The organism is Craterilacuibacter sp. RT1T (assembly GCF_023502145.1).
In the GTDB taxonomy this organism is placed as follows: domain Bacteria; phylum Pseudomonadota; class Gammaproteobacteria; order Burkholderiales; family Chromobacteriaceae; genus Craterilacuibacter.
In genome coordinates, this window is sequence record NZ_JAMFLI010000004.1 from 163,799 (window position 1) to 181,146 (window position 17,348).

21 protein-coding genes are annotated in these 17,348 nt (G+C 57.5%); 7 read left to right on the forward strand and 14 right to left on the reverse strand.

Annotated features, from left to right (window positions below):
- Positions 1-33: 33 nt before the first annotated feature.
- Genes M3P88_RS08785 through M3P88_RS08795 form a run of 3 tightly spaced genes read right to left on the reverse strand, consistent with a single transcriptional unit; the run spans position 34 to position 2,148 of the window.
- The gene (locus M3P88_RS08785; protein WP_249615674.1) at positions 34-615 is read right to left on the reverse strand and encodes a YggT family protein; all 582 of its coding nucleotides are present in this window, start codon (positions 613-615) and stop codon (positions 34-36) included.
- Between the two features lies 1 nt (position 616).
- Complete coding sequence (gene proC, locus M3P88_RS08790) at positions 617-1,423, reverse strand: pyrroline-5-carboxylate reductase (protein ID WP_249615675.1); 807 nt, start codon at positions 1,421-1,423, stop codon at positions 617-619.
- Positions 1,420-2,148, reverse strand: a complete 729-nt coding sequence (locus M3P88_RS08795) for a YggS family pyridoxal phosphate-dependent enzyme (RefSeq protein ID WP_249615676.1) — start codon at positions 2,146-2,148, stop codon at positions 1,420-1,422. The genes proC and M3P88_RS08795 overlap by 4 nt, the downstream gene beginning before the upstream one ends.
- 152 nt (positions 2,149-2,300) lie before the next feature.
- Between M3P88_RS08795 and M3P88_RS08800 the strand changes: the two genes are divergently transcribed.
- The 3 genes from M3P88_RS08800 to thpR are packed head-to-tail and all read left to right on the forward strand — an operon-like array spanning position 2,301 to position 5,061.
- Positions 2,301-3,338: a type IV pilus twitching motility protein PilT gene (locus M3P88_RS08800; protein WP_249615677.1), complete on the forward strand. Its 1,038-nt coding sequence runs from the start codon at positions 2,301-2,303 to the stop codon at positions 3,336-3,338.
- Between the two features lie 17 nt (positions 3,339-3,355).
- The gene (locus tag M3P88_RS08805; RefSeq protein WP_249615678.1) at positions 3,356-4,492 is read left to right on the forward strand and encodes a PilT/PilU family type 4a pilus ATPase; all 1,137 of its coding nucleotides are present in this window, start codon (positions 3,356-3,358) and stop codon (positions 4,490-4,492) included.
- An 8-nt stretch (positions 4,493-4,500) separates the two neighbouring features.
- A complete protein-coding gene (gene thpR, locus M3P88_RS08810) occupies positions 4,501-5,061 on the forward strand; it encodes an RNA 2',3'-cyclic phosphodiesterase (RefSeq protein WP_249615679.1) in 561 nt (186 codons plus the stop codon).
- Here thpR and M3P88_RS08815 read toward each other — a convergent pair.
- Complete coding sequence (locus M3P88_RS08815) at positions 4,999-6,489, reverse strand: aminotransferase-like domain-containing protein (RefSeq protein ID WP_249615680.1); 1,491 nt, start codon at positions 6,487-6,489, stop codon at positions 4,999-5,001. The genes thpR and M3P88_RS08815 overlap by 63 nt on opposite strands.
- 159 nt (positions 6,490-6,648) lie before the next feature.
- Between M3P88_RS08815 and M3P88_RS08820 the strand changes: the two genes are divergently transcribed.
- Positions 6,649-7,251, forward strand: coding sequence for a LysE family translocator (locus tag M3P88_RS08820; RefSeq protein ID WP_249615681.1), 603 nt, complete (start codon positions 6,649-6,651; stop codon positions 7,249-7,251).
- Between the two features lie 339 nt (positions 7,252-7,590).
- Here the strand turns inward: M3P88_RS08820 and M3P88_RS08825 are convergent, their stop codons facing one another.
- From M3P88_RS08825 to cyaY, 9 genes are all read right to left on the reverse strand, one after another.
- Entirely contained in the window at positions 7,591-8,319 is a 729-nt protein-coding gene (locus tag M3P88_RS08825) for an amino acid ABC transporter ATP-binding protein (RefSeq protein WP_249615763.1), read from the reverse strand.
- 5 nt (positions 8,320-8,324) lie between these two features.
- A complete protein-coding gene (locus M3P88_RS08830) occupies positions 8,325-8,990 on the reverse strand; it encodes an amino acid ABC transporter permease (RefSeq protein WP_124735505.1) in 666 nt (221 codons plus the stop codon).
- Positions 8,990-9,736, reverse strand: coding sequence for an amino acid ABC transporter permease (locus M3P88_RS08835; RefSeq protein ID WP_249615682.1), 747 nt, complete (start codon positions 9,734-9,736; stop codon positions 8,990-8,992). Before M3P88_RS08835 ends, M3P88_RS08830 begins: the two co-directional genes overlap by 1 nt.
- Before the next feature lie 68 nt (positions 9,737-9,804).
- Complete coding sequence (locus M3P88_RS08840; protein ID WP_249615683.1) at positions 9,805-10,707, reverse strand: glutamate/aspartate ABC transporter substrate-binding protein; 903 nt, start codon at positions 10,705-10,707, stop codon at positions 9,805-9,807.
- 275 nt (positions 10,708-10,982) lie between these two features.
- On the reverse strand, positions 10,983-11,888 hold the full coding sequence (locus M3P88_RS08845) for a glutamate/aspartate ABC transporter substrate-binding protein (RefSeq protein WP_249615684.1): 906 nt from the start codon (positions 11,886-11,888) through the stop codon (positions 10,983-10,985).
- An 82-nt stretch (positions 11,889-11,970) separates the two neighbouring features.
- Positions 11,971-12,699 carry an amino acid ABC transporter ATP-binding protein gene (locus tag M3P88_RS08850; protein ID WP_124735509.1) on the reverse strand — a complete coding sequence of 243 codons (729 nt, stop codon included), beginning with the start codon at positions 12,697-12,699 and terminating at the stop codon, positions 11,971-11,973.
- Between the two features lie 252 nt (positions 12,700-12,951).
- The gene (gene rsmA, locus M3P88_RS08855) at positions 12,952-13,722 is read right to left on the reverse strand and encodes a 16S rRNA (adenine(1518)-N(6)/adenine(1519)-N(6))-dimethyltransferase RsmA (protein ID WP_249615685.1); all 771 of its coding nucleotides are present in this window, start codon (positions 13,720-13,722) and stop codon (positions 12,952-12,954) included.
- Between the two features lie 150 nt (positions 13,723-13,872).
- A complete protein-coding gene (locus M3P88_RS08860) occupies positions 13,873-14,283 on the reverse strand; it encodes a YqaA family protein (RefSeq protein WP_349629049.1) in 411 nt (136 codons plus the stop codon).
- Positions 14,283-14,603 (reverse strand): iron donor protein CyaY, encoded by a 321-nt coding sequence (cyaY, locus tag M3P88_RS08865; protein WP_249615686.1) that lies wholly within the window; start codon positions 14,601-14,603, stop codon positions 14,283-14,285. The genes M3P88_RS08860 and cyaY overlap by 1 nt, the downstream gene beginning before the upstream one ends.
- A 99-nt stretch (positions 14,604-14,702) precedes the next feature.
- On the opposite strand from cyaY, the gene lptM reads away from it, so the two are divergent.
- Genes lptM through M3P88_RS08880 form a run of 3 tightly spaced genes read left to right on the forward strand, consistent with a single transcriptional unit; the run spans position 14,703 to position 16,536 of the window.
- Positions 14,703-14,816, forward strand: a complete 114-nt coding sequence (lptM, locus tag M3P88_RS08870) for an LPS translocon maturation chaperone LptM (protein ID WP_249615687.1) — start codon at positions 14,703-14,705, stop codon at positions 14,814-14,816.
- Positions 14,813-16,063 carry a diaminopimelate decarboxylase gene (gene lysA / locus M3P88_RS08875; protein WP_502798951.1) on the forward strand — a complete coding sequence of 417 codons (1,251 nt, stop codon included), beginning with the start codon at positions 14,813-14,815 and terminating at the stop codon, positions 16,061-16,063. The genes lptM and lysA overlap by 4 nt, the downstream gene beginning before the upstream one ends.
- The gene (locus M3P88_RS08880) at positions 16,060-16,536 is read left to right on the forward strand and encodes a GNAT family N-acetyltransferase (RefSeq protein WP_249615688.1); all 477 of its coding nucleotides are present in this window, start codon (positions 16,060-16,062) and stop codon (positions 16,534-16,536) included. Before lysA ends, M3P88_RS08880 begins: the two co-directional genes overlap by 4 nt.
- Before the next feature lie 63 nt (positions 16,537-16,599).
- On the opposite strand, the gene M3P88_RS08885 is transcribed toward M3P88_RS08880, so the two are convergent.
- Positions 16,600-17,280, reverse strand: coding sequence for a Fe2+-dependent dioxygenase (locus M3P88_RS08885; RefSeq protein ID WP_249615689.1), 681 nt, complete (start codon positions 17,278-17,280; stop codon positions 16,600-16,602).
- Positions 17,281-17,348: the final 68 nt, after the last annotated feature.

Sequence of the window (17,348 nt, forward strand, 5' to 3'; positions counted from 1 at the left end):
TGCCCGAAACAACGCCGGGCATGCCTTGCCGCATTAGAACGCCAGTTGCAATTGCTGGAGGAAAGTCTGCTCCAGAAAGCGAATCGGCAACATCAAGATCACCTGCAGTACCAAGAGCAACAACAGGGGCGACAAATCCGCCCCGCCGATCCGCGCCCACGAGAAGGGCTGCAAAAAGGGTCGGGTCAGCGCAGACAGCATCGGCGCCAGCGGATTATACGGATTCACCCAGCTCATAATGGCCTGTACCAGCACGGCACCCATTAACAAATATACAGATTGGGTAAATAGCGTCAATACAGACAGCAAAGCCAGGCCCAACCAGGTCTGCGGTGCGGCAAAATTAAACGGCATCGGGCCCAGCAGAAGTACGGCACTAATCGAAACCAGGCCGACCAGCCAGGCGATGAACATGGTTGCCGTATCGTAGCCGCGCACACTAGGTAGCAGTCGGCGCAGCGGCAGTACGGCAAAATTGGTCGCCGCCATCACAAACTGCGCCAGCGGGTGGGTAAACGGCATGCGCACCACCTGCAGGTAAAAGCGCAGCAGCAACACCAGCACAAACAGGTCGGCAACGGTACGGATCAGGAATTGCAGGGTATTGATCAGCATCTCAGTCCTTGCTCAGCTCATGGCCCAATTCGACCGAACGCACACGGCAGTCCACCGCGCCGGCCTTGATGGCCGCCTTCACGCCATCGGCCTCGAAGCGCGCAATGGCGCGCTCGGTGGTGCCCCCCTTGGACATGACATTCTGGCGCAGGGTCGCCACCGGCACACTGCTCTGGCGCGCCAGTTCGACCGCACCGTCAAAAGTGGCCAAGACCAGGCTGCGCGCCTGGGCTTCGTCAAAGCCGGTTTCCATCGCCGCCTCTATCATGCTTTCGATGAAATAGAACACATAGGCCGGGCCGCTGCCGGAAATGCAGGTGATATCGTCAATGCCCGCCTCGGCCTGCAGCCAGACCACACCGCCCACCGCACGCATAATTGCCTCGGCCGCCGCTCTATCGTCTGTGCCAACCCTATCGCCGGCATACAAGCCAGACACGCCCTTGCCCACCATGGCCGGCGTATTCGGCATCACCCGCACGATGCGGGCACTGCCCGACAACCAGCGCGACAAAGCCTCGACCCCGACCCCGGCAGCGATGGAAATGACCAAGGCCCCGCCCAGACGCGGCGCCAAGGTCAGGCAGACCTCTTTCAGGCTTTGCGGCTTGACTGCCAGCAGCACCACATCGTCGCTGGCGAAACTGTCCGGCAAGCCGGCCAGTGCCTCCACCCCATACTGGGCGCTCAGGATCTGGCGCTTGGCACTATCCGGCTCGACCACGCGGATTGCGTGCCCCGGCTGCTTGACCAAGCCGGCAATAATGGCGGTGGCCATATTGCCGCCACCAATAAAGGTGATCTTCATACTGCTCTCCCTTGTGCCGGAATACCGGCGTCAATGTTGATATGGCGTCCGCCGAAAATGGCCGATCCGACCCGAACCAGCGTACTGCCTTCTTGAATGGCAGCCTCAAGATCGGACGACATGCCCATGGACAAGGTGTCCAGCGCCAGTCCCTGGGACTTCAATGTTGCAAGCAGTGTGCGCAGCAAGGCAAAGCGGCTGCGCAGCAAGGCTGCATCTGCTGTCGGCTCGGGAATGCACATCAGCCCGCGCAAGCGCAGACCGGGCAGCGCCGCGACGGCCTGTGCCAGCGCCGGCAGTTCCTCCGGCGTGCAGCCGCTTTTGCTGGCTTCGCCGGAAACATTCACTTGCAACAAGACATTGAGTGCCGGCTGCTGCGCTGGGCGCTGGGCAGACAGCCTTTCGGCTATTTTCAGGCGCTCGACCGAATGCACCCAGTGTGCGCTTTCGGCCACAGCCCGCGTCTTGTTCGACTGCAAAGGGCCGATGAAATGCCAGTCGATGGCAAGATCGGCCAGCTCGGCCGCCTTGGCCGACAGCTCCTGCACATAGTTTTCACCAAAGGCGCGCTGGCCGGCGGCATAGGCTTCGCGCAAGGCAGAGGCCGGAAAAGTCTTGCTGACAGCCAGTAGCGTAATGGCCTCTGGTGGCCGCCCGGCCTCGCCGGCAGCCAAAACAATACGTTGATGCACGGCAGACAAGGCCGTGGCAATGGTCTGGCTCATGGTGTGTCCCGTTTGTTCACGTAAAACCGCACCCATGCCCCATGCAATGCATGCCGTAATATCCAAGCCGGGACTCAGCCCTTACAATCTGTGGATATCCAGCCATGCGGGCAGCAAGTACAGCCCGACTAAAAAATTATTGGGGATTATAAATGCAAATTTCCGAGCTGCTCGCATTCACCGTCAAGAACAAGGCATCCGACCTGCACCTGTCTGCCGGCCTGTCGCCCATGATACGGGTGCATGGCGATATTCGCCGCATCAACCTGCCGGCGCTGGAACAACACGAAGTTCATGACATGGTATACGACATCATGAACGACCATCAGCGCAAGGCATTCGAAGAGCATTTCGAGTGTGACTTTTCCTTCGATATGCCCGGCGTCGCGCGCTTCCGTGTCAATGCCTTCCAGCAAAACCGCGGCATGGCGGCAGTATTCCGCGTCATTCCTTCCAAAATCCTGTCGCTGGATGATTTGAACGCCCCCAAGATTTTCAAGGAGATCTCCGAGTTTCCACGCGGGATCGTGCTGGTCACCGGTCCGACCGGCTCGGGTAAGTCGACAACGCTGGCCGCCATGGTCGACTACGTCAACGAAAACCACTATTCGCACATTCTGACGGTGGAAGACCCGATCGAATTCGTGCATGAAAGCAAAAAGAGCCTGATCAACCAGCGTGAACTGGGCGCACAAACCCACAGCTTTGCCAATGCGCTCAAGTCTGCGCTGCGCGAAGACCCGGATGTGATTCTGGTCGGCGAATTGCGCGATCTGGACACCATACGCCTGGCGCTGACCGCCGCCGAGACCGGCCATTTGGTTTTCGGCACCCTGCACACCAGCAGCGCGGCCAAGACCATAGACCGTATCGTTGACGTCTTCCCCGGGGCGGAAAAAGATATGGTGCGCTCCATGCTGTCCGAATCCATCCGTGCGGTTATCTCGCAAAGCCTGCTCAAGACCAAGGATGGAGGCGGGCGCGTCGCCGCGCACGAAATCATGCTCGGCACCCCGGCCATCCGCAACCTGATACGCGAAAACAAGATCGCGCAGATTAATTCGATGATACAGACCGGCCAGCAATACGGCATGCAGACACTGGATCAGTGCCTGCAAGATCTGGTGCGACGCAATCTGGTGACATCCGCAGAAGCCCGTACCAAAGCCTCGCAAAAAGATCTGTTCTGAACCAGAAAGCGCCCACTATGCAAAAAGATCAGGCATCCAAATTTATCCACGAGTTGCTGTCGCATGCCATCGCCCGCAATGCATCCGATATCTTCATTACCGCCGACTTCCCGCCTGCGCTTAAGGTAGACGGCAAAATTACGCCGGTTGCACCACAGCCACTATCCGCACAGCACACGCGCGAACTGGTGCGCTCGGTGATGAATGACCGCCAGACCGAGGAATTCGAAGCGACACAGGAAGCCAACTTTGCCATCAGCCCGCCGGGCATAGGCCGTTTTCGCGTCAGTGCCTTTATCCAGCAAGGCCAGACCAGCATGGTGCTCAGGAAAATCAATACCGAAATTCCAACCTTTGACCAGCTGGATCTGCCACTCGTGCTGCGTGATATCTCCATGATCAAGCGCGGGCTGATTATTTTTGTCGGCGGCACCGGTTCGGGCAAATCGACCTCGCTGGCGGCGCTGGTCGACTGGCGTAACAGCAATAATGCCGACCACATCATCACCATCGAAGATCCGGTCGAGTATGTGCATCCGCACAAAAAATCCATCGTGACCCAGCGTGAAGTCGGCGTCGATACCGAAAGCTGGGAAGTTGCACTGAAAAACACCCTGCGCCAGGCACCGGACGTGATTCTGATGGGCGAAATCCGCGACCGCGAAACCATGGGCTATGGCCTGCAATTCGCCGAAACAGGCCATCTGTGTCTGGCAACCTTACACGCCAACAATGCCAACCAGGCCTTGGACCGTATCCTCAACTTCTTCCCGGAAGAGCGTCACCAGCAAGTGTTGATGGATCTGTCGCTGAATATGAAGGCCATCGTGTCGCAACGCCTGATACCGCATAAATCAGGCAAGGGCAGGGTAGCCGCTGTCGAGATACTGCTGAACAGCCCGCTGATAGCCGACATGATCTTCAAGGGTGACGTCAGCAGCATCAAGGAAGCGATGAGCCGCTCGCGAGAACAGGGCATGCAGACTTTTGACCAATCGCTGTTTGACCTGTTTGAAGCAGGGAAAATCAGCTACGAAGAGGCACTGAAAAATGCCGACTCGGTCAATGACCTGCGCCTGAAAATCAAGCTATATAGCGAAGGCGCCAAGAATCACGACCCGCTGGCGGGGCTGGATCACCTCGATATCGTATAATCGGCAGCATGCCTACCGATTCCGCTACCTACCGCCTGTTTTTTGCCGTCTGGCCGGACGCGCCTTGTGCCCGCTGGCTGGATGAGCAAGTCGAACATCTGCATCATGAATATGGCGGCCGGCAAACGCCGCCACGCCAGCATCACCTGACGCTGGCTTTTGTCGGTGAAGTGAGCCATAGCCAGCTGGCGATCGTCGAGGCCATCGGCCGGCAGATCGCAGCCCAGGCCGAACCTTGCCGGATCAAGCTCGACAAACTGGCGGTCTGGCCCAGCGGTATCGGCTGCGCCGCCCCCACACGTACGCCGGCACGCATCCGGGAGCTCGCCTGTGCGCTGAACAGCGCCCTCAAGACACAAGGCTTGCCCTACGAAGAACGCCGCTTCCGCCCGCACGTCACCCTGCTACGCAAGGCGACACCCGCAGCGCGCGCACCGGCAGCACCCGACAGCTTTGCCCTGCTTAAAATCGACCACCTGTCGCTGGTGGTTTCCCGTCTGACCCGCTCAGGCCCGCTCTATCAGGAGTTGCGGCGCTGGCAATTGGGCCCCGTCCACGACGGCAGCTGAGCGGCACTGGCGGCTAGCCAGTTCGCCAAGGCGGCGCAAGGCCGCCATAAAGCGCTCGTCCAGCTCGTGGCAGCACGACAGACGCAGGCAATGACGGTAACGGGCTCCCGCCGAATACAGCATGCCGGGCATAATGGTGATGCGCTCGGCCAGGGCGGCATGAAACAGCAGCAACGTGTCCACGCGCTCCGGAAACTCCAGCCAGAGCAGGAAACCACCCGCTGGCCGGGTCGCTCGCGTACCGGCAGGAAACCAGCGCGCGACCAGGCCGCGGACGGTGTCAATCTGCCGGCTATACAGGCGGCGCAACACGCGCAAATGATGGTCATAGCCTCCGCTCTCGAGAAACCGGCCTACGGTTTCCGCCAGCAAAGCGGGCTCGGCAATGCTGGAAGTAAATTTCAGCTGGCGCACTTGCTCGCCAAAACGGCCCGCCTCCATCCAGCCGATGCGAAAATCCGGTGCCAGAGTCTTGGTATAACTGGCGCACACCATAACCCAACCATCGCAATCAAATGATTTGACGGTAGGCGACAGCGTGCTGCCGAACTGCAACTCGGCATAAAGCGCATCTTCGATCAAAGGCGTCTGATAGCGGCTCATCAATTGCGCCAGTCTAGCCTTGTTAGCCAAAGACATCGTGCAACCCAAAGGGTTGTGTACTGTCGGCATGGCCACCACGGCAGACAGCCGCTTTTCCGCCAGCAATAACTCCAGCACATCCAGCGACAAGCCATGCTGCGGGTCGGTCGGGATTTCCAGCGCCTTCAGCCCCAAACTGGCCAAAAGCGGGTACAGATTGAAATAAGTCGGCGACTCGACGCCAACGGTATCGCCCGGACGCGTCACCGCACGCAGAGCCAGCTGCAGGGCTTCCATCGCACCATGGGTCAGGATGATGTCTTCCGGACGTAAACGCATACCCAGCAGCATGCCCCGACGGGCAATCTGGCCACGCAAGCGCGCCGATCCCGGCGGCAGGGCATAACTTGCAATCAGGGAAGGTTGCTTGCGTAGAATGCCTGCGGCCAGACGCGCCAGTTTATCCCCCGGATAAAATATCGCCCCGCGCGGGCAGGCCAGTGCAAGATCGGCATAGTCGGCGCGCTGCTGGCTTTGCAACACGACGGCCACCAGATCCCGCGTTTCCGCCGCCTGAATCAGTACGTCTCCCGGCTCGTCCCGTAATGGAGACTCTGGTGTGGGCAAGCTGCTTTTAACGTAATAGCCGGATTGTGGCCGCGCCTCGATCAGCCCCCTGTCCTCCAGCAGGCGGTAAGCCGCCGTGACGGTATTGAAACTGAGTGCACGCTGTGCGGCACACTGCCGTACCGAGGGCAGGCGTGCGCCACTAGGCAAGGTGCCGCGGACTATCGCTGCCTCCAGATCGTCGGCGAGCAAGCGGTATAGGGGGATATTCTGGTGCATAAGGATCATCCGGCAAGGGGACAGCTGCATGAAAAATGTCAGGTGACAGTGTTCAATATACTGCAACTGTCACCACAACAATCGCCAATTCCTGCGACTGTTACCAAACATATATGCGCCTTAGCATGGATCTGTCACCCATGCCCCAGAAAGACAGTCATGCTAGAAATCCTTGCCTTCACCAGCTACATGTCCGTGATGTCGATTACGCCGGGCCCCAACAACATTATGCTGGCCAGCTCAGGCGTGAATTTCGGCTTTCGCCGCACCTTGCCCCATATGCTGGGTATCAGCCTGGGCTGTGCATTCCAGCTTTTTGTTACTGCGGTCTTGCTGGGCCATATTCTGGTCTGGCTAGGGAATATCAGAGGCCTGCTGGCCATGCTTGGCTGTACTTATCTGCTGTATCTTTCCTGGAAGCTGGCGCATAGCGCGGCACCGGGCAGCAGCCACATCGCCAGCCAACCACTGGGCTTTACCGAGGCTGCGCTCTTTCAGTGGATTAACCCCAAAGCCTGGGTCATGGTCATCAATGCGGCCATTCTGTTTATGCCACAGCAAGAAAGCGCCATTGCTGCCGCGCTGGCTCTGTCCCTGCTGACCGCATTGGTGAACCTGCCCTGTATCGCGGTGTGGGCGCTGGGGGGCGATCGCTTGCGCCACCACCTGCAACAGCCACAGCGGCTGCGCCTGTTCAACCTCAGCATGGCCATGTTGATGGCAACCACTGCCATCTGGATGCTATGGGATGAGTTGCTTTGATTCTGGCTTTAATGTAATAAATTTACGCTATTGATTATTTGTAAATTTACGCTAAACGTATTTTTGTTACACATGACCAGAAAAAACGATTATCCATTTGGAAAGCATCATAACCCTTAGCAAAATGCAGGCTAAAGGCAGAAGCTCAAACCAGGAATAGCGACCGCGACAAGCCGGCCTGTGGATAACATGTCTAAAAATCGCCCCTAAAAAGACAGCGCCAAAATTGCAGCCCACTTCTATCCATTTCGTAAACAGCGGATCAGCTTGTGGATAAGTTGCAGATAGAAAAACGGCCTGTGCAATGCACAGGCCGTTTTGCTGCGGATACCGGCAGACTTAGTGCTGCAGAATCTTGGACAGGAACTGCTGGGCACGCTCGGAACGCGGCGTACCGAAGAAGTCATCCTTGCTGCAATCCTCAACGATATGGCCACGATCCATAAAGATCACGCGATCTGCCACGCGGCGGGCAAAGCCCATCTCGTGGGTCACGCACATCATGGTCATGCCTTCTTTTGCCAGCTCGGTCATCACGTCCAGCACTTCATTGATCATCTCGGGGTCGAGTGCCGAGGTTGGCTCGTCAAACAGCATGCAGATCGGATCCATCGCCAAGGCACGGGCAATGGCAACACGCTGCTGCTGGCCGCCGGACAACTGGCCAGGATGCTTGTGTGCATGCGCTTTCAAGCCAACACGCTCCAGCAACTTGATTCCCTTGACCTCGGCTTCCTCTTTCGAGCGTCCCAAGACCTTGGTCTGGGCAATGGCCAGGTTTTCCACAATGGTCAGATGCGGGAACAATTCAAAGTGCTGGAAGACCATGCCAACGCGGCTACGCAGCTTGGGCAAATTGGTCTTGGGATCGCCTACCGAAATGCCGTCAACGATAATCTCGCCCTTCTGAAACGGCTCCAGTGCATTCACGCACTTGATCAGCGTGGATTTGCCCGAACCGGACGGGCCGCATACCACCACCACTTCACCTTTGCTTACGCTGGTGCTGCAATCGGTCAGCACCTGAAAATCGCCATACCACTTGTTGACGTTATTGATGGAAATCATCGAACTCATACAGCCAACCTCTTTTGCAAATGTTTGACGCCGCGCGAAGCAGCAAAGCTCACCACGAAATAGATCAGACCGGCAAACAGCAGGAACTCGTGCGGCAGACCGAGAATATCACCCCGCGAACGGGCACTGCTGAGGAAATCCATCAGGCCGACAGCGTACACCAGCGAGGTATCCTGAAACAGAATGATGGACTGCTGCAACAGCAAGGGCATCATCTTGCGGAAGGCCTGCGGCAGAACCACCAGACGCATGGCCTGACCATAAGTCATACCCAGCGCATAAGCGGCATTGACCTGGCCTTTGGCAATGGACTGGATACCGGCACGCACGATCTCGCAATAGTAGGCTGCTTCAAACATCATGAAGGCCACCAGGCACGAGGTGAAGGCACCGACGGCGACAAACTCGCCGGTTATCCAGTTCAGCAGCATCGGCACCGCGAGATAGAACCAGATGATAACCAGCAGCAAAGGCACCGAGCGGAAAATATTGACGTAGGCCTTGGCCAGCCCCGACAGCACCGGGTTGCTGGACAGGCGCAGCAGCGCCAGCACCGTACCGAGCACAACCCCGCCCACTACCGCCATCACCATCAGTTTCAGCGTCAGCCACATGCCGTCCATCAAGTCGGGCAGGGCAGGGATAATCTGGGAAAAGTCCATTATTTGCCCCCCTCAACCATCAGGCCAGGAATACGTACACGCTTCTCGACGATGCTCATCACTTTCATGATGCTCATATTCAGCGTGAAGTAGATCAGCGTCGCCAGCGTAAACGCCTCGAAGATATTGGCCGAAAATTCAGCCGTCTGCTTGGCTTGCGCCAAGATCTCCATCAGGCCGATCAGCGAGGCTACCGACGAGTTTTTAAACACGTTCAAAAACTCTGAGGTCAACGGCGGAATCACCACGCGGAAAGCTTGCGGCAGCAGCACATAACGGTAGCTCTGCGCCACGGTAAAGCCTACTGCCTGAGCTGCATTGCTTTGCCCCTTGGGCAGAGCCTGAATACCGGTGCGTACCTGCTCGCACACGCGCGCCGCAGTAAACAGCCCCAGACAAATCACCACCGAGATATAAGCGGAGACCGCCGGATTCAGATCCTGTTTAAACCAAATCTGTATCGACTCTGGCAAATAGTCCGGTACGACGAAATACCAGACGAACAATTGAACCAGGAGCGGTACATTACGGAAGAGCTCGACATAGCAAGTGGCGATGCCGGACAACCACTTATTGGGCAAGGTGCGCATCACACCCAACAGTCCACCCAGCAACAGCGCAACCAGCCATGCCGCCAGCGCCAAGGCCAGCGTCCAGCCCAGACCCGTGATATACCAGTCGAGGTAGATCTCGTTACCGATTCCGGTGGACTTGAAGAAGATGTTCCAGTCCCAGTTGTAATTCATGAACGACTCCATTAAATAAAGGGGGCTGCTGCCCCCCTTGTATTACCGCATTGCTTGTACGACAGGAATCAGCTTGCCGCCGGCTTATCCGAAGGCTTGGCAATCAATGCCTTAAGTTCCGGCGACATTGGGAAACCAAGGTTCAGATTCTTTGGCGGAATCGGCCGCATGAACCACTTGTCGTAGATCGCATTGATCTGCCCCGACTTGTAAGTATTCACGATAGCCTTGTCCACCAACGCCTTGAATGGCGCATCACCCTTGCGCATCATGCAGCCGTAAATCTCACTCGACTGCGGCTTGCCCACCACCACCCACTCTGCCGGGTTACGCGCCTTGGCTCGCTCGCCGTAGAGCATGGCATCGTCGGTCATGAAAGCCACAACCCGACCGGACTCCAGCATCAGGAACGACTCGCCATTATCCTTGGCCGCCACGATATTCATGCCGAGCTTCTGGTTGGCATTCATGATCCGCATCAAACGCTCGCCCGTCGTTCCGGCAGAAACCACTACGTTCTTGCCCTTCAGATCGGCAAAGTCCTTGATGCCGGAATCTTTCTTCACCAGCAAGCGGGTACCGATCTCAAAGATGCCGACCGAGAAATCGACCTGGCGCTGACGCTCGACATTATTGGTCGTAGCACCGCACTCGATATCAACGGTCCCATTCTGCAGCAAGGGAATGCGCGTCTGGCCAGTCACCATGTTGTAGCGCACCTTCAGGTTCGGCATATTCAGCTCTTTTTTCACCGCATCAACTACATGCTGGGCAAGATCGAGCGAATAACCGACCGGCTGCTTGCCGCCAGCCAGATAGGCAAAAGGAATCGCCGAATCCCGGTGGCCAAGCACGATGGTGCCGGAATCCTTGATTTTCTTCAGGGTTCCAGTCGGCTCGGCGGCCATGGCCGAGGAGGAAAGCAGGGTGCAAGCCAGGGCAAGAGGCAATAAACGCAAGGTATGAGGCATATTCTATTTCTCCAGATAGGAATGGATGCGATCGACGGCGTACCGTCTATAAGCAGCACTTCGGCATCTTTCTCACCCCGCCAAGCAGCATGGGGGGAGATGCCTGAAATACCGTTCTCCTGGATATTGCATCGAGTCCCGCATATTAGGAAACTCTAAATGAATATCTCATTTGCCTAGTTTCTATCAAAACAGAAAAGACAACCGTTGATTTACCTCAAACTAATTGAACAAGCCCCTCATAGAGGCTTGTTCCAGCCTGCCGAACATCCTGATTACAGCTGATCAACCGCGCGATCGGTAGGGCGCTTGATCAAGGCCTTGATGGCACCCGACATCGGGAAGTTCAGGTTCAGGTTTTTTGGTGGGATAGGTTGCAGGAACCACTTGCCATAGATCTTGTTGATCTCGCCGGAAGCGTAGGTTGCCTTGATCGCATCATCGACCACCTTCTTGAATGGCGCATCGCCTTTGCGCACCATGCAGCCGTACACCTCGTACGATTGCGGTGTACCAACCACAACCCAATTGGCCGGGTTTTTGGCCTTGGCCATTTCGCCGAACAGCAGGGCATCATCCATCATAAAGGCAGCGGCGCGACCGGACTCCAGCATCAGGAAGGATTCGCCATGATCCTTAGCCGAGATGATGTTCATGCCCAGGCTCTTGGCTGCATTCATCGCCTTGAGCTGGCGCTCCGAGGTGGTGCCGGCCGTAGTCACGACGTTCTTGCCCTTGAGGTCGGCAAAGTCCTTGATGCCGGTCGTCTTGGCCGTCAGCAAGCGGGTGCCGATTTCAAAGATACCGACCGAAAAGTCGACCTGACGCTGGCGCTCGATATTATTGGTAGTCGAACCGCACTCGAGATCCACGGTGCCATTCTGAACCAGCGGAATACGCGTCTGCGAGGTCACCAGGTTGTACTTCACCTGCAGGTTCGGCATGTTCAGGTCTTTTTTCAGCTTCTCCACCACCTTCATTTGCAGGTCGTGCGAGTAGCCGACCGGTGTTGCGCCGCCAGCCAGATAGGAGAAGGGAATAGAAGCGTCACGGTGACCCAAGACAACAACGCCGGAATCCTTGATTTTTTTCAGGGTACCGGTGAGTTCGGCAGCCAATGCCGGGGTAGCGACAAAAGCGGCCGCAACGGCGGTCGCAACAAGGCGAGCTTGCAATGACATGAAGTTTCTCCTTCTACAGGTTTGCAAAACAGGCAGGCCAGACCGGGGTCTCCGTGTCCGGCCTGCCATTAAATTTTTTTATTTAGTGGGCGCGTAACTGCCCGAGGAATTGCTTGGCGCGTTCATGCTGGGGATTACCAAAAAACGCTTCCGGCGTTGCCTGCTCGACAATCTGGCCTTGATCAACAAACACGACATAATCGGCCACGTCGCGCGCAAAACCCATCTCATGGGTCACGCACATCATGGTCATGCCGGACTTGGCCAGATCACGCATCACCTGCAAGACCTCACCGACCATTTCCGGGTCCAGCGCCGATGTCGGTTCGTCAAACAACATCACCTTGGGCTGCATGGCCAAGCCGCGGGCAATCGCCACACGCTGCTGCTGACCACCGGATAACTGGGCAGGAAAGGCGTCTTTTTTGTGTGCCAGTCCCACGCGCTCCAGCAGTTCAACCGCCAGCTTGTCGGCGGCTGCCTTGTCCATTTTTTTGACGCGGATGGGGGAGAGCGTGATGTTGTCGAGTACCGACAAATGAGGATAAAGATTGAAGTGCTGGAATACGAAACCGACTTCGGCACGCAGCAAATTAAGATCGGTCTTGGGGTCGGTCACCGACTTGCCATCGACCCAGATTTCGCCTTCGCTGATGGTCTCCAGCTGATTGATGGTGCGAATCAGCGTGGATTTTCCCGAACCGGAAGGTCCGCATACCACCACGACCTCGCCCTGATTGACGTTTAGATTAACGCCATTGAGAACATGCAGGTCCTTGAACCACTTATGAACATTGATAAGCTTGATCATGGCGCACGCCTTCACCGTTAGTGATTTTTCCCGGCTGCTGACACCTCCACCCACAGACCGGATCACGCACGGATCGGATAGATACGCCCGATTGAACAGGCCGCCCCTAGGTCTGTCACTGGTCGCCATGCCCCGAAGAGCCCGAGGCATGGCGCGATCAGCAAGCTACTTTGTAATTTGCATACAATATGCCGCGTTTTCGCGATCTTGTCATGTACGGCCGCATAAAATGGCCGGTTTTATCTGTCCGGATCAGGCCAACAGATAGTTGGCAATGGCTACATACTGTTCCACCGCCAGATTTTCAGCCCGCAGGCCCGGGTCTATGCCCAATGCCTCGAAGCCGGCCAGATCCAATACGCCTTTAAGGTTATTACGCAGGGTCTTGCGACGCTGGGCAAAAGCCTTGGACACGATATCGGCAAACAGCGCCTCGTCTTTGACTACGCCACAACGGCCCGGCACCGGAATCATGCGCACCACGGCCGAATCGACCTTGGGTGGCGGCCAGAATGCACCTGGCGGCACCATCAACACCAAATCCATATCGAAATGGTACTGCAGCATGACCGACAGCCGGCCATAATCGGCGGTAGACGGCTCGGCCACCATGCGCTCGACCACTTCTTTTTGCAGCATGAACTGCATGTCGACCACCCGCTCGGGGAAGGCGGACAAATGAAATAGCAGCGGCGTGGAAATATTGTAGGGCAGGTTGCCGACCAGCTTGATGCGCTCACCCAGCGAGGAAAAATCAAATGCCAGCGCGTCGCCTTCATGTATGGTCAGGCGCTCGGGCGGGAAAGCGGTTTTCAGCTTGCTGATGATGTCGCGGTCGATTTCCACCACATGCAGGTGTTTGACCCGGTCCAGCAGGGGACGGGTCAGCGCCCCCAGGCCGGGGCCGATCTCGACAACGATGTCGTCCGGCTTGGCGCCGACGGCATTTACGATACTTTCGATCACCTGCGCATCCTGCAGGAAATTCTGACCGAAGCGTTTACGGGGGATATGTTGGCTCATAGGCTTACGGATTCTCGGATGACCGATTGTAAACTGCCCGACAAGCCGGATGCTAATTTCCATGGCATAGATGGGCGTTTTTATTGCAGAACGATGCCTGCGCACAGCATCCGCACGGAGATACGGCAAGGCAGCGACAGCATATTTCTGTTACAACCATGCCTTGATAGCTAGCACCAGCATGGCGTAACGCAAGCATTTACCCAAAACGATCCAGACAAGGCAAGGCAAAACCGGCAAGCGCAGCCAGCCGGCAGCCAAAGGCAGCGCGTCCCCCAGCACCGGCACCCAGGACAGCAAAAGCGCCGCCGGGCCAAAACGCTGCAAAGCACTTAGCGCCCGGCCGGTCAGCTCTTTTCTCGGCGCCAAACGCCCCAGATACAAGCTGCTGGCACTGCCTAGCGAATTGGCCAGCGTCGCCAGCAGCAGGGCAGCCAACCACCACGATGGCCACTGGTAAAGAAAAGCACCCAGCGCAAGCTCGGAGTTGCCCGGCAAGACCGTCGCCGACAAAAAGGCCGATAGCGCCAAGCCACCCAAGCCCAGCCAGACTGCATCCATCAGGCCGACAGCTCGAAATCTTCGCCGCTGGCCGCGCGTACGGCCTGCGACAGGGTGCTAAAGAATTCGGCGCCGTCACGCGCCGCAATCCAGCGCCCGTCGGCTTGCAGGGCAAAGTGGTAGCCACCGCTCTTGGCCGCAATCCACACCTCCTGATTGGCGCTATGGCGGTTAACCACAATTTTGCCGCCATCCTCGAACTCGATTTCCAGCACATTGCCGTTCAATACGCTGTCTACATCCAGCCCGGCCTGCTCCAGTGCCTCATCAATCCGGCTAAACAGGCGGTCGGTCAGCTTGAGAAATTCACTTTCGTTCATGTCTTTTTATCCACAGTTGCACCCGGACAGCACCAGGCTATTGGGCGACCGCGTCGCCCTTTGTTAGTATGACGATTTTGCCACATCGGGCACTTCGATATGCGAACCGTGATCACCTTGCTGGCTTTATCCCTACTTATCAGCGCCTGCGGCTTTAAAGGCCCGCTGTATCTGCCCAAAGACGCTCCCGCCAAAACTCAGGAAAAATCGTGAACGCTTTTCACTACCACCATGATCAATTGCAGGTCGAAGACCTGGCGCTGGCCGATATTGCCCGCGAATTCGGTACGCCTTGCTTTGTCTACTCGGCAGAAGCACTGACCAAGGCCTTTACTGCCTACCAGAACGCATTTGCCGCACTGGATCCGCTGATCTGCTATGCGATCAAGGCCAACTCCAATCTGTCCATCCTGCAATTGTTTGCCCGGCTGGGTGCAGGCTTCGACATTGTGTCCGGTGGCGAACTGGCGCGCGTACTGGCGGCCGGCGCCCGCGCCGACAAGATTGTCTTCTCCGGCGTAGGCAAGACCGCTGCCGAGATGAAAATGGCGCTGGAGGCCGGCATCCACTGCTTCAATATCGAATCGGTCAACGAACTGCTGCGCCTGAACGAAGTTGCCGGCAAGCTGGGCCTGAAGGCGCCGGTCAGCTTGCGCGTCAACCCCAACGTCGACGCCATGACCCACCCGTATATTTCCACCGGTCTCAAAGACAATAAGTTCGGCATCGCCTTCGATATGGCCTTTGATGTCTACCGCGAAGCGGCGGCCTTGCCCAATCTGCAAGTGACCGGCATTGACTGCCATATCGGCTCGCAACTGACTGATGCCAGCCCTCTGGTCGAGGCACTCGACCGCCTGCTGGCACTGATCGACCGTCTGGATGAGGCCGGTATCACGCTGCAACACGTCGATATCGGTGGCGGCCTGGGCATACGCTATAGCGATGAAACCCCGCCGGATCTGGCGGCTTACGCCGCCCAGATCGAACAGCGCCTGGCCGGGCGCGCACTCAAGCTGGTAATGGAGCCGGGGCGCTCGCTGGTGGGCAACGCCGGCGTTCTGCTGACGCAGGTTGAATACCTGAAGCTGGGTGAGAGCAAGAATTTTGCCGTGGTGGATGCCGCGATGAACGATCTGCTGCGCCCTTCGCTGTATTCGGCCTACCACGGTATTTTGCCGGTCGAACAACATGCCAATCTCAGCCCGCTGCTGTGCGATGTGGTCGGCCCGATCTGCGAATCCAGCGATTTTCTCGGCAAGAACCGCGAACTGGCAGTGAAAGAGGGCGATCTCTTGGCCGTGATGTCGGCCGGTGCCTATGGCTCGACCATGTCCAGCAATTACAACACCCGTACCCGTGCCGCCGAAGTTTTGGTATCCGGCAAGGAAACCCGCCTGATTCGCCGCCGCGAAACGCTGGACGAGTTGCTGGCCAACGAAAAGGCGCTGCTGCAATGACCATCACCATTCGCCCGATGGATCTGAGCGATGCGGCCGAGCGCGACTTGCTGGTACGCCTGACCGATGCCTATGCCCATGACCCCATGGGTGGCGGGGAAGGATTGTCGGACTATGCGCGCACCCATCTGGCCGATGCGCTCGCCGCGCATCCCGGGCTGTTTGCCTTTGTCGCCGAACAAGCCGGCGAGCCGGTCGGGCACGCGCTGTGCATTACCGGTTTCTCCAGCTTTTATGCCGCGCCCAACTGCAATCTGCACGATCTGTCGGTTTTAGCCAGCGCGCGCGGCCAAGGCTTGGGACGACGGCTACTACAGACGGTCGAAGCAGAAGCGCGCAAGCGCAAGCTGTGTAAAATCGTACTGGAAGTGCGCCCGGACAATGCCATCGGACAGACGCTGTATGGCGCAGAAGGATTTACCCTGTCCGGCTTATGCGGCCAGGCCTACCAGTTGATGGAAAAGCCGCTGTAAACACCAAGATGAAGCACGCCATCACGGCAGCCTGTGGGCTGCCGTTGCTGTTTATGCAAGGCGTCAGAGCTCGCTCCACATCCTTAGCAGATTGTGATAGTTCGCGGTAAGCATCACCGTTTCTTCGCCATCCCCCAGACGCGTGCGCAAGCTGCTGATGGCGCGGTCCATATCGAATAACAGCGTGCGTTTGGCGTCGTCGCGCACCATGCTCTGGGTCCAGAAAAACGAAGCAATACGCGCGCCGCGCGTCACCGGCTCAACCCGATGCAGGCTGGTCGACGGGTAAAGAATCATGTCGCCGGCCGGCAGCTTGATGCTGTGACTGCCGTAGCAATCTTCAACCACCAGCTCGCCGCCATCGTATTCGTCCGGCCCGGTAAAAAACAGCGTACACGACACATCGGTACGTACCCAGGCGCCGCTGAACGGATCGGTGCGTACGGCATTATCCACATGATTGCCGAAGTCCATTCCGCCCTGATAGCAGTTAAACAAGGGGGGAAATACCTGCTTGGGCAAGGCCGCGGAAAAGAACTGCGCATTGCGCGCCAGCGCCGCCTCGACCATGACCTGCAACTCGCGCGCTTCGGCCGTCTCCTGCGGCAACTGCAAATTGCGCTTGGCTTGTGCCGACTGGGTGCCGGCGGTGATACGGCCATCGGCCCAAGGCGCGCGGGCGAGCAGGGCACGGCCGTGTGCGAGTTCTTCAGGAGTCAGGACGTCGGGGATATGCAGCAGCATGTTAGCTTCCGTAAAAAAAACCCGCCGGGCTCGAAGAAAAATGCTTCGGCCGGCGGCAAGGAGTGAAG

What these genes read in the sequence shown, in the direction of transcription:
- M3P88_RS08785 (WP_249615674.1), bottom strand. Translation starts at nt 615, where the DNA reads ATGCTGATCAATACCCTGCAATTCCTGATCCGTACCGTTGCCGACCTG.
- proC (WP_249615675.1), bottom strand. Translation starts at nt 1,423, where the DNA reads ATGAAGATCACCTTTATTGGTGGCGGCAATATGGCCACCGCCATTATT.
- M3P88_RS08795 (WP_249615676.1), bottom strand. Translation starts at nt 2,148, where the DNA reads ATGAGCCAGACCATTGCCACGGCCTTGTCTGCCGTGCATCAACGTATT.
- M3P88_RS08800 (WP_249615677.1), top strand. Translation starts at nt 2,301, where the DNA reads ATGCAAATTTCCGAGCTGCTCGCATTCACCGTCAAGAACAAGGCATCC.
- M3P88_RS08805 (WP_249615678.1), top strand. Translation starts at nt 3,356, where the DNA reads ATGCAAAAAGATCAGGCATCCAAATTTATCCACGAGTTGCTGTCGCAT.
- thpR (WP_249615679.1), top strand. Translation starts at nt 4,501, where the DNA reads ATGCCTACCGATTCCGCTACCTACCGCCTGTTTTTTGCCGTCTGGCCG.
- M3P88_RS08815 (WP_249615680.1), bottom strand. Translation starts at nt 6,489, where the DNA reads ATGCACCAGAATATCCCCCTATACCGCTTGCTCGCCGACGATCTGGAG.
- M3P88_RS08820 (WP_249615681.1), top strand. Translation starts at nt 6,649, where the DNA reads ATGCTAGAAATCCTTGCCTTCACCAGCTACATGTCCGTGATGTCGATT.
- M3P88_RS08825 (WP_249615763.1), bottom strand. Translation starts at nt 8,319, where the DNA reads ATGATTTCCATCAATAACGTCAACAAGTGGTATGGCGATTTTCAGGTG.
- M3P88_RS08830 (WP_124735505.1), bottom strand. Translation starts at nt 8,990, where the DNA reads ATGGACTTTTCCCAGATTATCCCTGCCCTGCCCGACTTGATGGACGGC.
- M3P88_RS08835 (WP_249615682.1), bottom strand. Translation starts at nt 9,736, where the DNA reads ATGAATTACAACTGGGACTGGAACATCTTCTTCAAGTCCACCGGAATC.
- M3P88_RS08840 (WP_249615683.1), bottom strand. Translation starts at nt 10,707, where the DNA reads ATGCCTCATACCTTGCGTTTATTGCCTCTTGCCCTGGCTTGCACCCTG.
- M3P88_RS08845 (WP_249615684.1), bottom strand. Translation starts at nt 11,888, where the DNA reads ATGTCATTGCAAGCTCGCCTTGTTGCGACCGCCGTTGCGGCCGCTTTT.
- M3P88_RS08850 (WP_124735509.1), bottom strand. Translation starts at nt 12,699, where the DNA reads ATGATCAAGCTTATCAATGTTCATAAGTGGTTCAAGGACCTGCATGTT.
- rsmA (WP_249615685.1), bottom strand. Translation starts at nt 13,722, where the DNA reads ATGAGCCAACATATCCCCCGTAAACGCTTCGGTCAGAATTTCCTGCAG.
- M3P88_RS08860 (WP_349629049.1), bottom strand. Translation starts at nt 14,283, where the DNA reads ATGGATGCAGTCTGGCTGGGCTTGGGTGGCTTGGCGCTATCGGCCTTT.
- cyaY (WP_249615686.1), bottom strand. Translation starts at nt 14,603, where the DNA reads ATGAACGAAAGTGAATTTCTCAAGCTGACCGACCGCCTGTTTAGCCGG.
- lptM (WP_249615687.1), top strand. Translation starts at nt 14,703, where the DNA reads ATGCGAACCGTGATCACCTTGCTGGCTTTATCCCTACTTATCAGCGCC.
- M3P88_RS08880 (WP_249615688.1), top strand. Translation starts at nt 16,060, where the DNA reads ATGACCATCACCATTCGCCCGATGGATCTGAGCGATGCGGCCGAGCGC.
- M3P88_RS08885 (WP_249615689.1), bottom strand. Translation starts at nt 17,280, where the DNA reads ATGCTGCTGCATATCCCCGACGTCCTGACTCCTGAAGAACTCGCACAC.